This is a genomic window from Pseudoalteromonas sp. CO325X (assembly GCF_004208955.1).
Lineage (GTDB): Bacteria > Pseudomonadota > Gammaproteobacteria > Enterobacterales > Alteromonadaceae > Pseudoalteromonas > Pseudoalteromonas ruthenica.
In genome coordinates this window covers 475144-496966 of the sequence record NZ_SGPG01000014.1, presented here as the reverse complement: position 1 = coordinate 496966, position 21823 = coordinate 475144, and the positions used below count along the sequence as shown (strand labels likewise).

The 21823-nt window shown below is 42.6% G+C and carries 21 protein-coding genes; 15 read left to right on the top strand and 6 right to left on the bottom strand.

Translation table 11 applies throughout. From position 1 onward, the window contains the following. Positions 1–27 precede the first annotated feature (27 nt). On the bottom strand, positions 28–447 hold the full coding sequence (locus EXT46_RS07570) for a hypothetical protein (protein WP_130146385.1): 420 nt from the start codon (positions 445–447) through the stop codon (positions 28–30). Between the two features lie 263 nt (positions 448–710). Here EXT46_RS07570 and asd point away from each other — a divergent pair, with 263 nt between their 5' ends. The 4 genes from asd (at position 711) to EXT46_RS07550 (ending at position 6301) form a co-directional block, all read left to right on the top strand. Next, positions 711–1826: an aspartate-semialdehyde dehydrogenase gene (gene asd, locus EXT46_RS07565; protein WP_130146383.1), complete on the top strand. Its 1116-nt coding sequence runs from the start codon at positions 711–713 to the stop codon at positions 1824–1826. 104 nt (positions 1827–1930) lie between these two features. Next, a complete protein-coding gene (locus EXT46_RS07560) occupies positions 1931–2689 on the top strand; it encodes a transporter substrate-binding domain-containing protein (protein WP_165381085.1) in 759 nt (252 codons plus the stop codon). A gap of 181 nt (positions 2690–2870) precedes the next feature. Next, positions 2871–3074: a hypothetical protein gene (locus EXT46_RS07555; RefSeq protein ID WP_130146379.1), complete on the top strand. Its 204-nt coding sequence runs from the start codon at positions 2871–2873 to the stop codon at positions 3072–3074. 71 nt (positions 3075–3145) lie between these two features. Continuing rightward, positions 3146–6301 (top strand): HD domain-containing phosphohydrolase, encoded by a 3156-nt coding sequence (locus tag EXT46_RS07550; RefSeq protein WP_130146377.1) that lies wholly within the window; start codon positions 3146–3148, stop codon positions 6299–6301. 335 nt (positions 6302–6636) lie between these two features. Here the strand turns inward: EXT46_RS07550 and EXT46_RS07545 are convergent, their stop codons facing one another. Then, positions 6637–6846, bottom strand: a complete 210-nt coding sequence (locus EXT46_RS07545) for a hypothetical protein (protein ID WP_053909433.1) — start codon at positions 6844–6846, stop codon at positions 6637–6639. Positions 6847–6939: 93 nt separating this feature from the next. Between EXT46_RS07545 and EXT46_RS07540 the strand changes: the two genes are divergently transcribed. Next, complete coding sequence (locus EXT46_RS07540) at positions 6940–7293, top strand: hypothetical protein (protein ID WP_165381084.1); 354 nt, start codon at positions 6940–6942, stop codon at positions 7291–7293. 153 nt (positions 7294–7446) lie between these two features. Here EXT46_RS07540 and EXT46_RS07535 read toward each other — a convergent pair whose 3' ends face one another. Both EXT46_RS07535 and EXT46_RS07530 read right to left on the bottom strand, forming a co-directional pair. Next, positions 7447–7659: a hypothetical protein gene (locus EXT46_RS07535; RefSeq protein WP_130146374.1), complete on the bottom strand. Its 213-nt coding sequence runs from the start codon at positions 7657–7659 to the stop codon at positions 7447–7449. 102 nt (positions 7660–7761) lie between these two features. Then, the gene (locus tag EXT46_RS07530) at positions 7762–8712 is read right to left on the bottom strand and encodes an IS30 family transposase (protein WP_130146372.1); all 951 of its coding nucleotides are present in this window, start codon (positions 8710–8712) and stop codon (positions 7762–7764) included. Positions 8713–8974: 262 nt separating this feature from the next. Here EXT46_RS07530 and EXT46_RS07525 point away from each other — a divergent pair, with 262 nt between their 5' ends. Next, entirely contained in the window at positions 8975–9244 is a 270-nt protein-coding gene (locus tag EXT46_RS07525) for a hypothetical protein (protein WP_130146370.1), read from the top strand. Between the two features lie 74 nt (positions 9245–9318). Here the strand turns inward: EXT46_RS07525 and EXT46_RS07520 are convergent, their stop codons facing one another. Then, complete coding sequence (locus tag EXT46_RS07520; RefSeq protein WP_130146368.1) at positions 9319–9504, bottom strand: hypothetical protein; 186 nt, start codon at positions 9502–9504, stop codon at positions 9319–9321. Between the two features lie 93 nt (positions 9505–9597). Here EXT46_RS07520 and EXT46_RS07515 point away from each other — a divergent pair, with 93 nt between their 5' ends. From EXT46_RS07515 to EXT46_RS07480, 8 genes are all read left to right on the top strand, one after another. Beyond that, positions 9598–9867: a hypothetical protein gene (locus EXT46_RS07515; RefSeq protein WP_165381082.1), complete on the top strand. Its 270-nt coding sequence runs from the start codon at positions 9598–9600 to the stop codon at positions 9865–9867. A gap of 61 nt (positions 9868–9928) precedes the next feature. Continuing rightward, positions 9929–10885, top strand: a complete 957-nt coding sequence (locus tag EXT46_RS07510; protein ID WP_130146363.1) for a hypothetical protein — start codon at positions 9929–9931, stop codon at positions 10883–10885. Further along, the gene (locus EXT46_RS07505) at positions 10886–11260 is read left to right on the top strand and encodes a glutaredoxin family protein (RefSeq protein ID WP_130146361.1); all 375 of its coding nucleotides are present in this window, start codon (positions 10886–10888) and stop codon (positions 11258–11260) included. It begins immediately after the preceding gene. Positions 11261–11611: 351 nt separating this feature from the next. Beyond that, complete coding sequence (locus tag EXT46_RS07500) at positions 11612–12868, top strand: HlyD family efflux transporter periplasmic adaptor subunit (RefSeq protein ID WP_130146359.1); 1257 nt, start codon at positions 11612–11614, stop codon at positions 12866–12868. An 8-nt stretch (positions 12869–12876) separates the two neighbouring features. Beyond that, the gene (locus EXT46_RS07495; RefSeq protein ID WP_130146357.1) at positions 12877–13551 is read left to right on the top strand and encodes an ABC transporter ATP-binding protein; all 675 of its coding nucleotides are present in this window, start codon (positions 12877–12879) and stop codon (positions 13549–13551) included. A 3-nt stretch (positions 13552–13554) separates the two neighbouring features. After that, positions 13555–15852, top strand: a complete 2298-nt coding sequence (locus tag EXT46_RS07490; RefSeq protein WP_130146355.1) for an ABC transporter permease — start codon at positions 13555–13557, stop codon at positions 15850–15852. 122 nt (positions 15853–15974) lie between these two features. Then, positions 15975–17186, top strand: a complete 1212-nt coding sequence (locus EXT46_RS07485) for a tyrosine-type recombinase/integrase (protein WP_130146353.1) — start codon at positions 15975–15977, stop codon at positions 17184–17186. A gap of 11 nt (positions 17187–17197) precedes the next feature. Further along, positions 17198–18385, top strand: coding sequence for a cation:proton antiporter (locus tag EXT46_RS07480; RefSeq protein WP_130146351.1), 1188 nt, complete (start codon positions 17198–17200; stop codon positions 18383–18385). Here EXT46_RS07480 and EXT46_RS07475 read toward each other — a convergent pair. Next, positions 18382–21423 carry an FAD-binding and (Fe-S)-binding domain-containing protein gene (locus EXT46_RS07475; protein WP_130146349.1) on the bottom strand — a complete coding sequence of 1014 codons (3042 nt, stop codon included), beginning with the start codon at positions 21421–21423 and terminating at the stop codon, positions 18382–18384. The genes EXT46_RS07480 and EXT46_RS07475 overlap by 4 nt on opposite strands. A gap of 151 nt (positions 21424–21574) precedes the next feature. On the opposite strand from EXT46_RS07475, the gene EXT46_RS07470 reads away from it, so the two are divergent. Continuing rightward, positions 21575–21787 (top strand): PGPGW domain-containing protein, encoded by a 213-nt coding sequence (locus tag EXT46_RS07470; RefSeq protein WP_022946889.1) that lies wholly within the window; start codon positions 21575–21577, stop codon positions 21785–21787. Positions 21788–21823 lie beyond the last annotated feature (36 nt).

Here is a 21823-nt window from a genome sequence, read left to right as displayed (position 1 = left end):
CCAGTGCTGGGCTTTTTTATATGCGTATTAACGGCATTTAATAGTCGCATAAAGAGGGTAACACTGGTTTTTGCTGCCCGTACTTTTTTTAATCCATGCACTGCCATACCAGTCATAATCAGCATAAGACGATTCATCTTCACCACAGGTAACGGTACTTCCAGAGACTTCCTGATTGTGACCGCGTGCTTCACAAAAGGTGTTGCCATTGGTTGAGCTCACAAAGAAGGACTCTAAACGCCCATTAACCCACACTTTCGGGCCATAATAGGTCACTGTTGAAGCGGCTAATGAACCTTGTTTGTTGAGCATATTCACTTCAGCGCGCGTAAAGCTTACTTTCTCTTGGTCTGGTGCTGCCAAATTGACCGCTGAGCTTTGAGCTGAGGCTGTTGATGATAGTGCTGCGACAGTCAGTGCCGCGATAGAGGTTACGAATAAATTCATGACTATTTCCTTGTTTAATTGTTAATGCACACCTCCGACTGCCTGTGTACCTACTTACTACACCATCAAGTGTTTTCAAAATAGCGACAGAATAGTTAATAAATTGTGACTAGCGAATCGGGTGATATTAGCTATATGAAATAATTTTAAGTTGTAGCCAACCCCCCTAGTGCCCAAGGCCTTGCAGTGCTATTGTCGGAGATTCTCAGTGCTCGCTGGGTCTCACGCAATATGAATAAACTTGTAAGTAAGAGGAATCTGTAATGAAAAAAGTAGGCTTAGTAGGCTGGCGGGGGATGGTTGGCTCCGTACTGCTAGAGCGGATGCAACAAGAAAATGATTTTACTCATATTGATGTGAACTTTTTTACCACTTCACAGACAGGACAGTTGGGCCCCGCAATTGGCGGCGATGCTAAACCTTTATTGAGCGCCTACGATGTTGACGCGCTCAAGGGCATGGATGTTGTTGTGACCTGTCAAGGTGGCGATTACACCAATGAAGTCTATGGTAAATTGCGCGACAGTGGTTGGCGCGGGTATTGGATTGATGCCGCCTCGGCGCTGCGTATGAGCGACGAGAGCATTATTGTGCTCGACCCGGTGAATCATGATGTTATCGAGCAAGGCCTCGAACAAGGTGTAAAAACCTTCGTCGGTGGTAATTGCACGGTATCGTTGATGCTATTGGCATTGGGGGGCTTGTTTGAACAAGATTTAGTTGAGTGGGTCAGCCCCATGACCTATCAAGCGGCCTCCGGCGCCGGTGCGCGCAATATGAAAGAATTACTTAAGCAAATGGGTGATATTCATGGTGTCGTTGCCTCGCAACTTGCCGACCCTGCCAGCGCTATTTTAGAAATAGACAAGCTAGTTGCGAATAAAATGAAAGATGGTTCACTGGATTATGATCAGTTCGGTGTGCCACTAGCAGGTAGCTTGATCCCGTGGATTGATGTGCCAATGCCGTCGGGGCAAAGCAAAGAAGAGTGGAAGGCTGAAGTAGAAGCCAATAAAATTTTGGGTTCCTCGAAGCAACCTATCCCGGTTGATGGCTTATGCGTGCGTGTAGGCATGATGCGCTGCCACGCTCAGGCACTGACCATCAAATTGCGTGAGGATGTTAGCGTTAGCAAAATAGAGCAAATTCTTGCGAGTCACAACGAATGGGTCGATGTCATTGCCAACGAGCGTGGTGCATCGAGCGAAGAGTTGAGCCCTGTCAATGTCACAGGGACTTTACGAATTCCTGTTGGCCGCATTCGCAAGCTCAGTATGGGGCCTCGTTATATTAGTGCATTTACGGTGGGCGATCAGCTACTATGGGGAGCGGCAGAACCGCTTAGAAGAATGCTGAAAATTATCTGTAACGGGTACTAAGCTGCTGTAAATAGGGCACTTTTGTGCCTTTTTATTATTCCTAGCTAGACTTTTACCAGCGCATTTCCTAGTATACCTGCAATGTGTTGGTAGGAGTCTTGCCTGTGCGTTTTATTGTTGGCTTATTTGTCCTTGTTAGTGCGCTCAGTGTGTCTGCTCACGAGTTGAAGGGCAGCTTACCAGATCATTACCCTCCTTATAGTATCGTGGGTGATACCACCAAAGGCATTATTCCTGACCTATTAGTGGCGCTGAATTCGTTTAGTGATCATGCCTATAAAGCGCAGCCAAATACCTCACGGCGCTCATTAAAGTTGTTACACGAAGGGCAAATTCATTACCGCTTTGATTCCCAGCGCTGGGTTGCAAACGCCAGTCACTATTATTGGAGTGACGCGATAGTTGAAGTGAATGATGTGTTGGTTTATCCGGCAAGTGGCCCAGCAATCAATGATATAAAACAACTGCAAAGGTTAGCAAACGACCGCCAAAAGCCGCTGCGAATTGGAACCCGCTTCGACTACCACTATCCAACTTTAATGCCACTGCTTAATAACGGCAACATGGTCCGTGATAACTTTTACTCAGAAATAAATATGCTTAAGGCCCTGGCCGATAAAGAGCATGGGCAACTCAGTGCTGTTGTAATTGCAGAACATGTTTATGATTACCTGCTGAGATCAAGACCTGAGCTGGTGGGTGAATTAATTAAAAGTAGCCGCCCCATAGACACGGCTCTTTACCAGTTTCAGTTTCCAAAAACCGATAACGGGCGTATCAATATGCTCTATACCAACCGCTTGTTAGATAAGTTAAGGCGTAATGGCGAGTTGGAAAAAATAGTTAATAACTATACCCAGTAATAGGTTTATTTAAGCCACTGTTTAATAAGTTCAGCAATTGCCTTATGATGGTCCTGCGCATAGCAAGAGATAACTTGTTTTTGGCGCTTGCTCTGGTCCAATTTTGACTGCTTTTTTTGATGTAAGCGTGCGAAGGGACCTTGTTTTGATTTATCATTCATTGTTTTCTAACTACTGCCTAATGACTAAATTCAGCTATATTTTACCTGTGGTGTGTATGCTCTCCCTGAGTGCTTGTAAGGGCGCCCAGCGTTATCATGAAACCCAATCTCAACGCTTAGACGAGTGTGCATATAAAAATGATGATGACTATTTCGCGTGCTTAGAGCAACAAAAACAGAACTATCAGCGGTTTCAACAACAGCGTCAACAAGAAAATAATTAAGCTAAATATTTCATAGTGTTGAAATACCTACCTATACGTTTAACTTCCGCTTTAAAAACATTTATGCTGGCATGGACGTTAACAACAAGAAAAAGCGTTTTACAATACGCGTTACACTAATAACAACCTTCATATTTGCTTGTGCCTTCACGGCTATTGCGGCTATATCACTACACTATTATTTTAGTAGTAGTCTTGCAAAAAATGCAGCGACAACGCAGTTTGAATTAATCGCTACTCAGGTCGCCAGCCAAGCGCGACGTCAAGAGCAGGCTGCGGTAAGCCTCGCCAATGTAATTAAGCTGCAAAATATTCGTGATGTGAGGTCCATTAGCGGCGAGCAACTAGCTCGCTTTAGTGCTTTATTAAGTGCCCAAGAAGAGGTGTTTTCATTATTTTACGGCTTTAGTAACGGCGATTACTTTGAAATATCTAATTTAGAGTCCACTCCCGGGATTAGGCGCGTGTGGGGTGCCGCTCCTAACGACCGCTGGGTTGTTGTACGAATATATGGTCAGGGTGGCGATAGGAAAAGGTATACCCAATTTCTCGACTCCAAGCTTAACGTTCGAATACAAACTGAGGAACCAACAGACTACGATGCTCGGCAAAGGCCGTGGTTTAAGAACGCATCACATCAAAGTGTAAATAAAATGCCCCCCTATATGTTTAGCTTTATATACCGCCCTGGCACGAGTTACGCGATTACCGGCAAAAATAACGCGGTAGCGGGAACCACCGTGTTGCTATCTTCTTTGTCTAGATACATGGACATACCTGATTATACCCTAACCGGCAATGGCTATTTATTTGATGACAATGGGGAAGTCAGCATAGAGCAACGTGTTGATGCGCCATCAGAACTCAACGTGACACCCATCACCTTAGACGACCGTCAGCGTGCTTATTTAGATAAAGTCGGTACTTTGCGAGTAGGGGTTATGGATGATTACCCTCCATTTGAGTACTCAGTATCGGGCCAACCTCGGGGTTACAGTGTTGAGCATATTCGTTTATTGGCGAGGAAACTGGGGGTCGAGCTGCAATTTATCAATGGCTATCGGTTTCCGGAACTAGTGGAGCAGTTAAAGTCCGGCAAAATAGATATGCTACTTGGACTTATGAAAAACGAAGAGCGTGAGCAATTTTGTGTATTTGCAAATGGCCACTATGAAACAAGGATAATTGCCACCATGCGCCAGGGGGAGACACAAGGGCAACAACGTTTAAGTGACTTCAAAGAGTTGCGAATTGCTGCGCAAAAAGGCTACGCAGTGACAAAGTTTTTAAAGGCGTATTTAGGCAACGCCGACTTTATTGAATACAACGATACCCTCGATGCGCTAAAGGGTCTTAACAGAGGGGAGGTTGATGTTGTGTTCGATGATGAGGTGGTTATCAACTACATTCAAGTTTACTTCTATATTGAAGGGCTTGAAAAAACAACCCAAATTAGTGAACTAAAATCACAAAGTGACTTCAACTTTCATCACACGGTAAGAAAGGATTTAGCGCCGCTGATGACGTTTATAAATCGGGCTATTAATGAACTAGAACCAAGTTTGAAAGGAGATCTAAAACAAAAGTGGTTAGACTTTGACAGCCCCAGACGGCGTGCAGAGCTTTCACAGTTGCCCTCTAAGCAGTTACTGGATATTGCCCAACAAGCACCCCTACGCGATCGCATGCACGAAATAGAAATTGGTAACAAAACACATTATGCCTATATATCGCGTGTTGAGGGGCTCATTGGTTCTGGGAATCAGGAATACATCGCGCTCATAGTCAGCGAGGATGAGGCCTTGTCGCAACTGCAATGGCAAGTAAAAAAAGCCATGTTAGTGACCTTATTTGTGTTATCTATAGTTCTGATCATTATCTCCCAAATAGCACGCAATCTAGCCAACCCCATTCAACGCTTAATTGAAGAAAATCAAAAGATTGGTCAACGAGACTATGACCATGTTCATTATGTTGACTCTCGTATTGAGGAAATTCACCAACTTTCATCGGCCATGGTTAATATGTCTGAATCAATATGTGACTTTGAGGCCGGACAAAAGGAATTGCTCGATGCATTTATTCAACTTATTGCTCAGGCGATTGATGAAAAATCGCCATACACAGGGGGGCATTGTGCTCGCGTACCAGAGCTGGCGATGATGTTGGCACAAGAAGCGAATAATCAACAGAAGGGACCATTTGCGCATTTTGGTTTTAATTCCAAAGAGCAGTGGCGTGAGTTTGAAGTAGCTGCGTGGTTACATGATTGCGGTAAAATTACGACACCGGAGCATATTGTCGATAAAGGCTCTAAGTTAGAGTGTATATATAATCGAATTCACGAAATACGTATGCGCTTTGAAGTGTTATACCGCGATGCACGCATTGATTATCTTGAAGCCGTAAATAGAGAGCCTGAAGAGCAACTAAGGTTTTATGCAACGCTTCAACAGCGGCAAAAGCAACTAAAGGAAGATTTTGCTTTTGTTGCCAAATGCAATGTCGGTGGAGAAATGATGTCTGAACAAGACCGCAGCAGATTGGAGTCGATAGCAGAGCAAACATGGTACCGAAATTTCGATGATTGCCTTGGGCTATCCCCGGCCGAACAGCGTCGGATGAAAGGTTTTGAGCACACCACTGAAGGTCAAGAGTATTTACTTGCAGATAAAAACTGCCATATATTTGCGCGTAATGAAAGAGAGTTTAGCCGTAATTTAGGCTTTGGTTTTAATATGGAACCAACAGAAAATAAAAAAAATCTGGGCGAGTTATATAACTTAAAAATAGGCCGGGGTACTTTGACGAAAGAAGATAGGTATATTATTAATGAGCATATTATTACGACCATTCGCATGTTAGAAACTCTGCCATTACCAGAGGATTTACAGCGTGTACCCGAATATGCTGGTGCGCATCATGAAAAGTTGGATGGCGGAGGGTATCCGCGAGGATTAATTGCTGAGCAAATGTCAGTGCCTGCACGGATCATGGCCATTGCCGATATTTTCGAAGCACTGACTGCAAATGACCGGCCATATAAGGAAGCAAAAACCTTATCCCAGTCACTGAAAATTATGAAATTTATGGCGCAAGATAGGCATATAGATAAAGATCTATTTGCTTTGTTCTTAACGAGCGGCGCTTACATGCATTACGCAAGGCAACATCTTAACGACTCGCAAATTGATGACGTTGATATCAAAGATTACATAATCGGCTAGCCGTCATTGTGCTGTTTGTTGTCTGAAGAAAGAACACGTCATCAGACAAATGAGTTTATTTGTTTTGATTAATGATTTGAATAAGAGGGCAGTGAAAGCGACCCTTTTTATTTTATCGTTTGAATCATTTTTTCTACAAGAACCCGCTATGTGGACAGGTTAAATGTAAAAGGTAGAAGGCCCTCGAGGATAAGAAAATAGCAGAATCAACGTTTAAGTCAAAGAAAAGGGTAGCCGAAGCTACCCTTCTTATTTCTATTGATAGTGACGAATTTCCTTAATGAAATTCGCCACTATGAGACTTTCAAAAAAGAAGAAACGATCAAGCTATAGGTTCACAGCTCCAAATCAAAGTCATTTTTTGCTGCAATTTTTAGGGCTTTAATCATCCCCTCAATATCCTGTAGCTTTTCATCATATATGACTTCTTGGTCTTCATCGGTTGTCATCGACGATAACTTATCCAAACGTTCTTCATAACACTTTAAAGCTTCGTGAATGATATGATATTCGCTAACGATTAACTTCATACCTTTAGCTGGCATTTGCGAGTTCCTCTTTTGTAACTAACTTAACTCTTGATCTATCTAAACCTAGTTCTTCTAATATGCCTAGATACTTCTTAAGAGTCATATTTTTTGCAGGGGCAATCATGTAATGACCTTCATGGCCAGGTCACTCAAGATAAACAAGCTGCTATGGACATTCCTAAGCTATCTAAAGGAGTGTTAGCGAATATCAAAGCGGGGACCAGACACCTAACAGCTGAGCAAGCTTTGTTCATTGCTGGCGAGGTTGGACTAAATCAAGAAGAAGTGATCATCAACTTGGGGATCGAAAAATCTAAATCAGAGGAAGAAAAAAGCGTTTACGAATCCTTGGCAAAAAAGATTAAAGCAGCAGGCCATTCTGCGGCGATGTTGTTGCTTGCTGCTGGGTTGGTATTGGGTGTAGCCCAAAATGAGCCTGAGGGCTCTCTCTGTACATTATAGCCTATAATTTATGTTATGTTAAATCGCCTATTCCGCGAAAGGCGGGGTCACCGTATGACCAGATATTTGAGCTGCCGCAATGGCGATCCCTAGTATGCAAGCAGCACTAATCATTTTTATTGCGTCCTTTAAGATTGATTTCTCTTTTTCACTTTAAGATTTTTCTATCGCCAGTTCCAAAAGCGCTTCTTTTGTATCTATTCCTATTATCTCGGCAATAAAAATACACTGATTTGCATTGAGGTACCTTTTACCAACTTTAATATCCCCAATGTTTCCATGAGTTAATTTTGGAACTTGCCTTGCCACTTCTGCGTCAGTGCTTATGTCTAAGACTTCCTTGTACTTTTCAAGGGCTTTTGACAAGGCCCTTTTCGACTCCTAAATATTCTAGAGCCCAACTTGTTGTGATATTGCATTATTTCAATTAGTGCGCGAATTCAACTCCGAAGTGCACCACTCGCTAAATTAAGCCGCTTTGCGTAATCTTTCGAATACAACTGCTGGCTGTTTATACCCCAGACATTTTCTTGGTCTGGCATTTAACGCGCGTTCAATCTCAGCAATTTGCTTGTCTGTTACCGTGCGTAAGTCAGTGCCCTTACGTATGTATTGACGCAGCAAGCCGTTAAAGTTTTCATTTAGTCCACGTTCCCATGAAGAGTATGGATTGGAGAAATAGATATCCGTTTTCAGTTTCTCTGCAACCTGTTCGTGCTCACAGAATTCACACCCATTATCTGCCGTTATGGTATGAACGTGACGGCGATAACGCCACAACATGCTAACCATAGCTCGGCTCACATCAGCCGCACACTTTGCTGGTACTTTACGTATCAGATACAGCTTACTTTTGCGTTCAACCAAGCTGACTATCGCCCCTGTTCCTTGCTTACCTAGAACAGTATCGACTTCCCAATCCCCAAACCGTTTCTTTCTGTCGACAATGGCTGGTCGGTGCTCAATCCCTACACGGTTAGGGATGATAATGCGCTTTTCTCGGCTACCTTTTCGGTAACGTCGGTGACCTCGTCGCAATTGCTTATACAACTTACCGCCACACAATTTATCACGTTGCACATAGCCATAAATCCACTCATGGCTCACTCGAAGACCGATAATATTTCCTACACCGGCGATCTGCTCTGGACTCCACTTCTGCTCTAATCCGAACTCAACAAAGGTAATTGTCAGCTCTGGTACAGAATACTTCGCTGCCTGACGCCGCCGTTTATGAGTTTTAGCCTGAGCTACCTCGGGCAGATAATGATTCTGGCGAATTTGATTGCGTCTAACTTCTCGACTGATGGTGCTATGACTCACTTTTAATCTCTTTGCGATTTGCCGATAACTGAAACCCTCGCGTAAGTAGGCTTCGATCTGGTATCGTTGTTCTTCGATCAACTGCTTGTAACTCATGGCAATACTCTAATTGTTTGGCGACGTTAGAATACCACCAACAGGCAGTTGATCGTCTGTCACCCATTAACCATGAGTGGTGCACTTATTATCTGAATTCGGGTCTAATTAACAGTGCTTTAACTGAATACTATCAGCCCAAGTTACTCTTCAGCCCCGATAATTACTCATATATAAGAAAAAATAGAGAACCTATCTAAATTAAACTGGTTTAAATGAATGGTAAGTGAGGTCGGAAAATGACCACTTTAAAAGGTGGTCTTTGAGCCAAAACGGAATATTTAAAGACTATTTTGAACTGGCTGAACACCAGACCCCCAAAGAAAAATACCTTTATGTGGTGGACACGAAATACCCTTTGAAGTTTCTAACCGGGGGAAGATCCCTATCTAGTGTATTAAGTCGAGCACCAAAGATACTATCTAAAATACAGGATGAATACGGTGATGAAATGAAGAAGGTTAAAGACTACTACACCTTAATGAAGAATGAAGTACAAGTTGTTGACGTAAGTCCATATATTGGTAGATGATTTTTGCATTATGAGCGCAGGCAAATTTAGAACCGAGCTAGGATAGTGGCAGTTTATTCTACCACTTCAGCTATCTAACTTTCACAAACTAATCGCTCATCAACTCGAAGAGTATGTAAGTTAGAGTCTTTCTTAACGATCAACTTTACGTCACTAGCGGATTCATTCGTAGTTGCTGTTGGTCTAGTACCTCCACCACTACCAGCAGCCATAGTCACCACAGGCAATGTTAACCCAATTGCCAAAAATACCTTTTTCATTTCTATCATCCTTTTAATTCTTTTGTTTGGCTAATCCAGCCAAATTCTATCTCTATTAGCTTTAATATCAATAGCCAGAAGGGTTTATACGTTTTGCTCGGCATTACTGCCATGGTTGGAATTATCAGCCGTATTGATTTTAAAATAACCACGTGTTATTATCCTGTTGCTCATGGAGCTTTTTTGTTACAAATTTATATAGGGAGTTTAACTTTGAGTAAAAACATTAAAAGAGCACTTATAGCATTTCTCATTTCAGGAACATTCTCAGCGTTTGCCGCTACGTGTACGAATTGCCACAAAGCTGCAGATGGCATTTGGATTTGTGAGAAATGTGAAAAAAACGAAATCGGTGGTCAATAAGGAAATTATGGAATGAAGAATTCAAGAAGATTAACAGTCGCTTTAGTGATGGCAACAACTTTTGGCTTCGCATCCACAGCTTTCGCGGCGTGGGAATGTACAGGGTGCTATAAGCCAGTTGGCAATAACGGCTGGGTTTGCACAGACTGTAAAGAAGTTGGTGACAAAGCTGACAAAAAAACATAACTTTCAATTATTTCAATATGTGGGAGGGACTTCTCCCACTCTTTCAATGATGTTGATTAACATGAGAAAATCTTGGTTTATCTATTTTAGCCTGATTATATTGTGTGCCTTCTTAACTAGCCGTTATTTTTCTAAAGAAGCAGACTTAAATGATATCACTGTCAAACCAGTCAATAAGTCTATATCACAAACAAACAGAGTACACCCCAACGACGATGCGTCACCAATAACAAACCGAAATGATGAAAATAAATTGCCTGGAGAGTTACCACAACACAGCATGAGGCATCAATCAGATTCTAAAATTGCGACTGCCGATATTACAGATAACCTAAGAGGTTTTGGAGCATATAAGATAGAAAGAGATTCTGATGAGTACACCAGTTTATATAGTAAATACCAAGAAAAGAATTTTACCTATTTCATAGATGAAGCAACAAAAGGTATTATCTTTTCAAACGAGCACCCTTTAGGCGGAGTTGAATTCATACATTTTGATATAGAAAAAGCTCAAATGCTAACTACGCAGGATGATCAGCTTTTTTATGATGCCCAGAAATTATTTGAGGCAGATTCAACTATAGAAAGCTCTGCATTGAGTTCTGAATTAATAGACTTGGTAATCAAGTTGCAATACAAGTATAATATTACTGTTATAAATACTCAATGCAGGGATTATATTTGTTTCATTGAAGGGATATATAAAGATATAGAAGACAGACATAAATTCACTAGGGAAATTGAAAAATATGAAAGTATAAGGTTTACTACAGTAAGTTTCGACTCCTCACTTGAAGGAAGATTCATCAGCCACATTTATATGGATATTTAAATGAAAAAAATAATTAAAGAAATAATGATATGCTTATCTTTGGCTTCCATATTGTTTATTGCAATAAGCTTCTCGATATCATATTTTGATAGTAAGAAAAACTATATCGAAGGAAACTTCTCTCACCTCGTCAATATAGATAGCAATGTCCAACATGTGATTTATACAGTGGAAAGCTGCCCAGCCTGCCAAGCTTTAAAAAGTTACCTAGATGATAAAGGCATTCAATATTTCGAAAAGGAAATTACTCTAAACCCAGTTTATGGAGAAGAGTTTGACACACTAGATTTATCAACTGTACCTGTAATTATCACGGAAAAATATGCCATTATTGGTTTCCATAAGGAGATAGTCGATAAAGAATTTGGCATTTAGTCTACGTTAGATGAACATGCTGGACAAATGCATGAATGTTAGTTAACCACCCGTCAGGCCTGACGGTAGTACCTCTATGGATACTATGCCGGCAAAATGCTTTTGTTGCTTCTTCAGCATGTTAAACGCTGACCCTTCTAGTGGCAAAACTCTCATTGCGAGTAAGTTCTATATAACAGGATTTTCTTTCACATAGTCATGATATTTTTCATTTTTCTTCATTTTTGCTGACCCCCTGCACTCTAAGCATTTTGTTATCGCTGCTTAAGTGAGACAGATTTTACGAAGCTCCGGTGGTCAGTGTTAGCGCCGTCTATGGCGCTTGTTTTGACAATAGAATAAAGGCCGTAAATGGACAAAACTATTACTAAAAAGCGGACTACGATTCGCAAAAAGCTCCTAATTGGAGGTTCTTTGGCTGCAATAATTTTACTTACAACATATACGGTCAAGAGCTCGTTCGAAACGCCGATCAAAAAAGTAGAAATAGCAGGCCTAGAGTTAGCAACCGTTGAAGTAGGACAATTATCAATCGAAGTCGCCGGTGTTGGTACGGTGCAACCTAAACAACGAGTTCTTCACTCAGTGCTTGATGAAGGGGTGGTAGCAAAAATAATTAAACGCGCAGGAGATTATGTACACACTGAGGATGTAATTGCGGTTGTACATAACAACAAGATTGCAGAGTCGATTCGAGGGCTTAGAAATAAACTCGTGCTCAAAGCAGCCGAGAAACGTGAATTAGAGGTTACTCATCGCGTTGATCAGCTCGAAATTACAGCCGAAATTGAAAGCTTAAAATCAGAAGTCGATGTAACCAAGGTAGTATATGAAAGCCAGCAGACACTGAGCAAGAGTGGGGTAATCTCCAAAATCAACCTTATGAAAGCGCAAGTGGAGTTAGATAGCAAAACGAGAAAACTCGCATTTTTGAAGAGTAAGAAAGAAGAGCAGCGAACCATCCATCAACTAAAAAAACAAAATAATCAGGTGGAATTGGAACAGCTTCAAGCAGAGCTAGCAGCATTAGAACGAATTGAAGACTCTCTCACGGTCAAAGCAAGTATTTCTGGGCTTGTGTTAGAACAAGAGCTGGAAATAGGTCAGAAAATTGAAAGTGGTGCAAAAGTCGCCGTCGTCGGCGGGACTCATGATTTACTGGCACTTGTTAAACTCCCGCAATCACAGGCGCAGCAAATCACTATAGGCATGCAAGCCAAGGTGAAACTGGTTGGTGCCAACAACACTGAATACCAAGCTCAAGTAGTGCGTGTTGAGCCCAAAGTACAAGATGGCTACCAGTTTGTAGAGCTAGCCATAGGCGAGCACGACAACCAAATATTCCCCCTACAAGACGTACACGCAACAATTGAGTTATCGCGTGCTCAGGACAGTTTATACGTCAAACAGCCTTACGGTGCTCATGCCAACAAGGTTGCTAAGGTATACGTGATTGACAGCGAAGATAAGGCAGTATTGCGCTCGGTGACGTTCGGAGCGCACTCAAATGGATACATAACAATCAAAGATGGCCTGCAAAGCGATGAAAGAGTCATTGTGTCAAACACAGCTCACTTTGCTGGCGCCAATGAACTGAAATTGTTTTAGGAAACGATATGGATACTTTAATCAAACTAAACAACGTATCGAAAAAGTTTAGAACTGAACGCGTTGAAACAACGGCTGTGAATGCAGCGTCTATTGAAATTAAAGCGGGTGATTTACTCTCTATTACAGGGTCATCAGGCTCAGGTAAATCATCTTTGTTGGCGTTGATGGGGTTGCTTAATAAGCCCTGTGAAGGACAAGTGCTGATTGATGGTTGTGACATCTCAACCCTAAGTAACTCGCAACTAGCTATGCTTAGAGCGTCCCATATCGGGTATGTGTTCCAGTCATTCAACTTAATAGATGACCTCACGGTATATGACAACGTGGCTATGCCTTTGAAATATCAACCTAAAGGCAGTTCGGGCATGTCCGTTGAAGAAGCAATAGAATTGGTAGGGTTATCCCATAGAGCACAGCATTACCCTTGTGAACTTTCGGGTGGTCAACAGCAACGAGTGGCGATTGCACGCGCGGTTGTCGGTTCCAGCAACATAATTTTGGCAGATGAGCCAACGGGTAATCTCGACTCTAAAAGCAGTGAGATGATCATGGACTTATTGCTTAAGCTAAACAATGAAGGCAAGGCCATTTGTTTGGTTACACACGATCCAGCGTTAGCTAAGTTGGCTGATCGGCAATTGACGATGACTGACGGCGTGTTGAGCGAAGTCGTGGAGTAGGCTATGAAGAACATATTCACTAAATACTGCTCCTATTCGATTACCTACATTGTTAGCTTGGCGTTCGCTATAGGTCTGTTTGTTGCACTCTTTAATGCAGCGAGCCTCTCTCTTTTTAAGCCACTACCTTTGAAAAATGCAGAACAATTTCACGTTCTGCAAAGTGAGATAATTGTAAATGGCACCATGAATATTTTCTTCTCAAACGCCCACTATGGTGCAGCGATTAACAAGCAGCTGGGCAAAGATAAGAACCTATACCTATACAAAGGCGTTGCTTCTGACGGTAGCGCCACAGGTGTTGATCATGCTTCCTACTCGGTTGGTTTATTCAGGTCGTTAGGCGTAGCACTCAAACAAGGTAGGTACCCAGAATTGAATGACTCTCAGCAAGAAGTGTTGGTGACAGAGAGTTATATTCAAGCGCAAGAAGGAAGCGTGTCGCTTAATAGTGTGATCATGCTCAATGGGCGGTCATATAAAGTCGTGGGAGTCGTGGACTCTAATGCAGTGGCATTAGATGGCTTGTCAAACGTAAAGCCTCAATTGTTTATCGGGCAGGATTTCGAGTCGTTTGGGGTGAATAAGCCAACAAAGTTTGATAATGACCTTAGAATGCTCGTGCAGGAGGCTGGTGGCTCAGCCAATGTAGACAGTGAAGTAAAGCGTATCGTGAAGAATATCGAGCAGGAATATATCTCACGGTTCCCACCAAATACAAAGCTTACTGTTGAAACTGACACCTTACTCAACTTCACAACCAAAAACAGTAAAGATATGGCAGCGTTACTCGCCATATCTTCATCGGCTATGTTGCTATTGATTTTGGTCAATCTGTTTAGTGTGGTTGCTGAGCGCGCTACCAAGCTGAAATCGGAAAACACCACTCGCCATATATTCGGCGCAAACACCGCCGATCTAATTAAGCACGTAAGCAAAGAATCGTTATTGCTTGCATTAATATCTGCACCTTTATGTGTTGGTGTTTTGTTAGCAGCGAATGTCGTGTTGGTTGACCTAGCGCAGGATAAGCTTGCCCGCCTAGGGGAGTTAACTATAAACGCTGACGTAGTTGTGCTTCTCGTAATGAGCTATGCCTTGGTGGTGTTTATTACAACGCTGATCTTATTTTTATTGTCGTTGCCAAGAACAAAAAACTTAACCTTTACCAATAAAGGCACCGCTGGAAAGGGCACTATTAAAGGTAAGTTGGTGTTGGTTGGTGTTAAGTTCTTCCTGGCCAGCGTATTGAGCATGCTATTTGTGTTCATTGCTCATGATGCTGCAAGACAGGCTTTCAATGAATACGGGTTTGATGCTAACGAGTCTGTTGTAGTGATGTTCAACATAGACAGTAAACGTATTACTAAAGGCGAAGTGGAATCTTTTGCCTCACAATTAAAGCGAGAGCAGCCCAATAGCTATGTATCGAGCCGACAACTTGTGTCTGCTTGGCAAAGCATTAACTTCATCGGTTTGCCTAATGCTACTCAGAATGACGAAAAGATGGTGGATGTTAAATATGTCGAACCTCAATACCTTGAGAGTATGGGTTTAAGGTTGCTAAGTGGTGCCCCATATAACCGCGAGACTGGTACGAGGGAAATTTTGGTGAGCCAGTCGCTAACCGAGGTGATGGGGGAAGCTTTAGTAGGAAGTGACGTGGACATGGGCGGCAAGACATACCGTGTGACTGGGGTCTACAGTGATATAAAAATGCCCAACGCCGATCCAACAGGACAACCCTATCAAATCTACCTTCCTATAGAGCAATATGAATACAAAGGTAGGGTGGTACTGACGGTAAAAAACCCAGCAGATTTCTCAAAGATGGCAATAGAGGCTGTCGTTGCAGACTACCCTGCTATTAGCATTGAGGGCATTACCACTTATGGTCAACTCAAGTCAGAGCTGGTATCTCATCCTGCGATGATCTTTAACATCATGCTTGGATTGCTAATCGCTACATCAGTGATCACCCTTTTGGGCATCTCCAGCTTGTTGTGGTTCATGATGCAAAATGTAAAGCATGAACTAGGTGTTCGTCTCGCATACGGCGCAACACTTAAGAGTCTGATGACCCATTATTTAAAATTCACGGCACCTGTCGTACTCGTTGCTGTGTTGATTGCCATTGTTGCATTAGCAGACACCCAACTGACTGACAGTCTAAGTGTTCACATCACGCTGGAGCAGATGCTGGTGGTTGTAGGTGCTGCATTTGCAGTGCTGATCATAGGCACGTTCCTGCCCATCTACAAATTTTATAAATCCAATTCATTGACTGAGTTAATGTCGTAGAGTTCATAAGGGGAAGTTCAAGAACATTTTACATATTGTCTCTTAGGTAAAATGTCCGATACTAGACAGTATCGGACTTTATGGTAAGCTATGCCTTATATTATTGTAGTCCAGTTGTCAGTATGCCTACGCCACTAGTCGATACCTTTAAACAACTTCGCTATCAAATAGCGCATCTTGAAGATGATACGTTGCGCAGCGAATACCCTGAACTCGCTGCATTTATAGCTCAACAAAGCTTAAACGTTGCTGAAGTTAAACAAGACTTGCTGTTTATCTACCGGTTTTTATACGTATATGGTCGAAAGTCAGATGCCACTTTTACTCGGTTTCGTAATGAGATAGAACGTTTTGCTTTGTGGACTTGGTTTAATAAAACATGTTCTTTGTTTTCTTTGAAACGAGAAGATATTGAGCACTACATTGATTTTGTTGTTGAACCAGATAAAGCCTGGTGTTCCGACTCAGTGCAATGGCGCTTTAAACAGCATCAAGGTTTACGTAAAGCCAATGAAAAATGGCGACCGTTTATAGCGCGTGAGACAAAGCCATCGCAACAAAGTTTAAATGCCACTTTTACAGCACTTAATGTATTTTATAAATTTGCTATTTTAGAAGAGCAAGCGTTCGCGAACTTTGTCCCAGTAGTTAAAAAGAACTGCCCCTATTTAGTTGTTCAGTCGCAAATCAATCAACCGGATACTCTCAGTGATTTACAGTGGGAATATGTACTGCGTGTAACCGAAGAGCAATGCCAGGATGACCCTGATCTAGAACGTAATCTTTTTACTTTAGCCTGTTTGAAAGGCCTGTATTTAAGGATCTCTGAGTTGTCTGAGCGTACTAATTGGTCTCCTGTTATGTCGCACTTTTGGCAAGATGCTGATGGCTTTTGGTTTTTGCGTGTTATGGGCAAAGGTAACAAACTCCGTGATGTTACGTTAAGCCAAGATTTTATTGCGTATTTAAAACGCTACCGTTTGTATAGGGGGTTAAGTGCCCTCCCCCGTGTTGATGAGCCCTACCCACTTATTCACAAAATTCGAGGTAAAGGTGGTATGACGGTTAGACAAATTCGCCGCCTTGTTGCGCAAAGTTTTGAATTAGCCAGTTCAGCATTGGTGGCCGATGGCTTCACTGAGGAAGCGGAAAAGCTACAAGCAGCAACTGCTCATTGGCTACGCCATACCGGGGCAACTCATGATGCTGCTTCAAGGCCGCTCAAGCATCTTTCTGAAGATTTAGGTCATGCAAAAATTGCGACCACGGATCAAATTTATATTCAAACGAATATCAAAGAGCGCGCCAAGTCAGGTGTTAAACGTAAACTTTAGGAACTGCATTTATGGAATATCAATTGGCAGCTGCCCTGGGCTTAGCATTTTTTATTTACTCAGTTACCTTTCGTAGATTAGCTCGGGCCGAATTAACTGGCCCAATGTATTTTGTCATAGTCGGTACCGCGCTTGCGTGGGCATTTAGCGATGCAATGAAAGTGGATCAGCCATTGAGCGCGCTATTACCATTAGTTGAATTGACACTTGCGGTATTTCTTTTTACTGATGCAGCCAAGACGCGTATCAATGTACTAAAGTCGCAGTTTAAATATCCCTTGGTGCTATTGTTTGTCGCTTTACCAATAACCTTTTTTGCTACGTTTGCTTTGGGGTATTTACTTTTTCCGCATATGCACATTATTGCCTTGGCACTATTGGCCATCATCTTAACACCTACAGACGCTGCGCTTAGTAAAGGTTTGCTCGAATCGCAAAGTGTTCCAGAAAAAATACGTGAAGCGATCAATGTAGAAAGCGGTCTCAACGACGGGATGTGCGTACCTATATTTTTGTTCTTGTTTCTTTCTTGGCAGCACGGTGAGTTTCAAGGCGCGGCGACCATGCTTACATTTCTCATTGAAGAAATAGGTATCGCACTCATTGTTGGGGTCACTGTTACCTATGGGGCACTAAAGCTTACTCAGGTAAGCGCTACTCGCCATTACTTTGAGAAATCATCGAGTCCATTTTTAGTTTTGTCCGTAGCTGTTAGTGTGTTCACCCTAGCCCAACTCCTTGGCGGCAGTGGCTTTGTTGCGGCATTTGTTGGTGGTTTGGTATTTGATAAATTTTATCGTGCCGACGATGATGAAAAACTAATAGAAGACAGTGAGCATATCGCAGACTTCTTTGCCTATCTTATCTGGTGTTTATTCGGTGCATATGCCTTCATCCAACTTCAAACAATAGATATAAATATCTATAAAGTATTATTTGCATTATTAGCTGCAACCTTAGTACGTGTGGTACCGGTGATGTTGAGCTTAATTCCTTTTAACGAACTGTCATTAAAAGAGAAATTTACGCTCGCTTGGTTTGGTCCAAGGGGGCTGGCATCGATTGTATTTACGCTAATGGTGTTAGAGTCTACTGAAAATGGCTTAGCAGAGCTCGCGACACTCACCATTTTGATGAGTGTCTTCATTCATGGGATCACCACTCGCCCGATTGCTAATTCCTTTAAAAATAGAAATTAACTAAGCACATTCGCTAGCACCTCTATTGGGTGCTTGGGCTTAAATTGTGCGTACCGTTTTACTTGGCTTCGGCATGAGAATCCCGTTGCTAATAACCGCGAAGGATCCGTGTGCTGAACGGGTTGTTGCCAACTCAATTCATATAAAGTACGGCTGTTCTCTTGGTTTTGTACTTCATGGCCGTAAGTCCCTGCCATGCCACAACACCCTGTTGCCTGAGGTTTAAGTAGTAAGCCAACACGAGAAAATATCCCCTGCCAAACATTGGCGCTGTGTGGAAGAGAAGTTGTTTCACTGCAATGACTGAGCAAAGTATAAGCAGGTGTTGGTTCGAATACTGTCTGCTTAAACGGTTGATCTTCAAGCCATTCATGGGCAACGAGGACTTCAAAATCACCTCGGTTGTCACCCAAGATAGTGGCATATTCATCGCGGTAACATAACACAAGGGACGCATCGAGCCCGACCATTGGGATACCGAGTTCACTGACCTGATTTAAAAAGTCGGCAGAGGTTTTAGCGGTTTTGGCGAATTTGGCTAAAAAACCTTTTACGTGTTGCGGTTTACCATTAGGCTTGAACGGCAATAAAATCGGCTGTTTGCCTAAAGCTTGTGCCACTTTAACAAAGCTTTCAACAAGTTCTGCTTCATAAAAGCTTGTGAATGGGTCTTGCACTATCAACACATAGTCGCGTTTTTGCTGCGCATCTAAGGAATTAAGGTATTGTAAATCAAACTTGCGCAACTGTTGCGTACGTTTGGCTAAATTTGGGTGACTTGGTGTAGGCGTATTTACATAACCTAAAGTCGCTTTAATCGCTTTTTGAACAAGGTTCGATTGCATAACAGGGGCTGTTACGCTCGAGAATTTAGCCAATAGTGGCGCAGTTTGCTCAATACTTGCTACTAAATAATCTTTTGCAGGCCGGTTATACAGGCTGTAGTAATAATTTAAAAAGCGCGCGCGGAATGTAGGCACATCGACTTTGATTGGGCATGCGGTTGTACACGCTTTACATGCTAAGCACTCATCCATTGACTGCTTCACTTCATGAGAAAAGTCATACTCGCCACTGCGCTTTGCTTTTGAATTTAAAAAGCGTTCCCACCATGTGGGCCCTTCTTTTTTAGATATGGCTTTTTCTTCTTGCAATAAGTCAACGCCCTGCTCGCTTTGTAACCTTAACCACTCACGCATTAATCCCGCGCGACCTTTTGGCGAAAAGCGTCGATCGCCTGTGGCTTTATAAGATGGGCACATCGGTGAGGTTGCATCATAATTAAAGCATAAGCCGTTACCGTTACAGTTCATGCTGGTATCAAAACTATCACGCACCGCGATATCAATTTGTCTATCAAACCAACCGCGCTTTTTGTCATCCACACTCACTAATTGATCATTTGACTCAAGGGGCGTACAAATTTTCCCTGGGTTCATTTTATTGTGAGGGTCGAATGCGGCTTTGATACGTCGTAATTCATTAAATAGCTGCTCACCAAAAAACTCGGGGCCATATTCACTGCGATAGCCTTTACCGTGTTCTCCCCACATCAATCCACCATACTTAGCGGTTAATGCAACGACTTGGTCTGAAATCGTGCGCAAGGTTTTTTCTTGTTCAGGGTCACACATATCTAACGCGGGTCGAACATGTAAAACACCGGCATCGACATGACCAAACATGCCGTAGTGTAAATTGTGGCTATCAAGTAATGCTCTAAATTCAGCGATAAAATCAGCTAAGTTTTCTGGCGGCACGGCGGTATCTTCAGCAAAAGCTAATGGCTTTTGCTTGCCTTTGGTGTTGCCTAATAAACCTACGGATTTTTTACGCATAGCGTAAATTTTCTGAATCTCCGAGACATCATCTGTGAGCTGATAGCCGATAACGCCAGCGTCTTTGTTGGCAATTAATTTATCGAGCTTAGCGCATAAGGCGTCTATTTTATCGCGCATATCTTCTTTGCGCTCAGCATTGAACTCGACCATGTTCAGCCCCTGCATGTCTTGGCCGGGTACATCTGTAATTAAGTCCGATACTGTATGCCAAATAATGTCTTCGCGCGCTAAATTAAGCACTTTGCTGTCGACCGTCTCAACGGACGTCGCTTCGGCATCGACCAAAAATGGGGAGTTGCGCAGTGCTGAGTCGAAACTATCGTATTTAATATTAATCAGCGTTTTGAACTTAGCGATGGGCGTAATGGTGAGTTTTGCTTCACTGACGATTGCCAATGAACCTTCGGAGCCGGTGATCAACCGACCGAGGTCAAACTCAGACATGTCATCGCTGAGCACATGCTCAAGATCGTATCCGGTTAAAAAGCGGTTGAGTCGTGGGAATTTTTTAAGGATTTGTTCCCTATTGCCAACGCTCACATCAAGAGCCGTTTTATATAGCTTGCCAACTGAGGTGTCTTGCTCGGCAATCAACTCGGCCTTTTCGCGACTAATACGCTGTGTTTCCAGTTCGCTGCCATCGGCCAAAAAAGCCTTTATTGCTAACGTATGGTCAGAGGTTTTACCGTAGACTAAGCTGCCCTGGCCTGACGCATCAGTGTTGATCATCCCACCTATAGTGGCGCGATTACTGGTCGACAAATCAGGCGCAAAAAAGTATCCATAAGGACGCAAAAAGTCATTAAGTTGGTCTTTAATGACGCCGGCTTGCACCCGTACCCACCCTTCTTGTTCATTGATTTCGATTATCTGCTGCATGTGACGAGATAAATCGATAACGATGCCTGGTGTTAATGACTGACCATTAGTACCCGTGCCACCGCCGCGCGGGCCAAACGTAAGTTCAAGAAACGGATCATGCGAGGCGATATTGAGGGCTAGTTGAATATCTTTGTTCGTTTTTGGAAAGATCACGCCTTGCGGTATTTGCTGATACACACTGTTGTCGGTTGCAGCAAGCAATCGCGTGCCATAAGTGGCATCGACTTCTCCGCTGAAGCCTTCTTTTTTTATAGTTTTTAGGTAATGCAGTACCAGCTCGGAACTGACTTGCTCTACAGTTAACTTTGCTATCATGCTGGAATTGTTCTTGGTGACGGACGCGCACATTATACCATGATGCGGCCAGTTCTAAATTGAAGAATGTACAGATTGTTACAAATTGGAATGCCTGTTCATACGCTTTCCTGCTAAGGTAAGATCAATACTTTATATTTAGGAAAGTCAGATGAAAAAGGTGATAATGAACCTAGCTGCCGCGCTGTGTTTTGTACTGGGGATAGTGTTTGCTGTGGTACCAGGGCCGTCAGTCATTTTCTTCTTAATAGGCTTAACGCTACTTGCGGTACATTACCCAGGGGCTCGAAAATATTTACGTTATTGCCAAAGTACCTTGAGCAAAGGGTGTCAGCTATTAGATAGAAAACTAGCGAAGCGATAACAATAAAGGGCGAGAAACTCGCCCTTTATTTTGTCA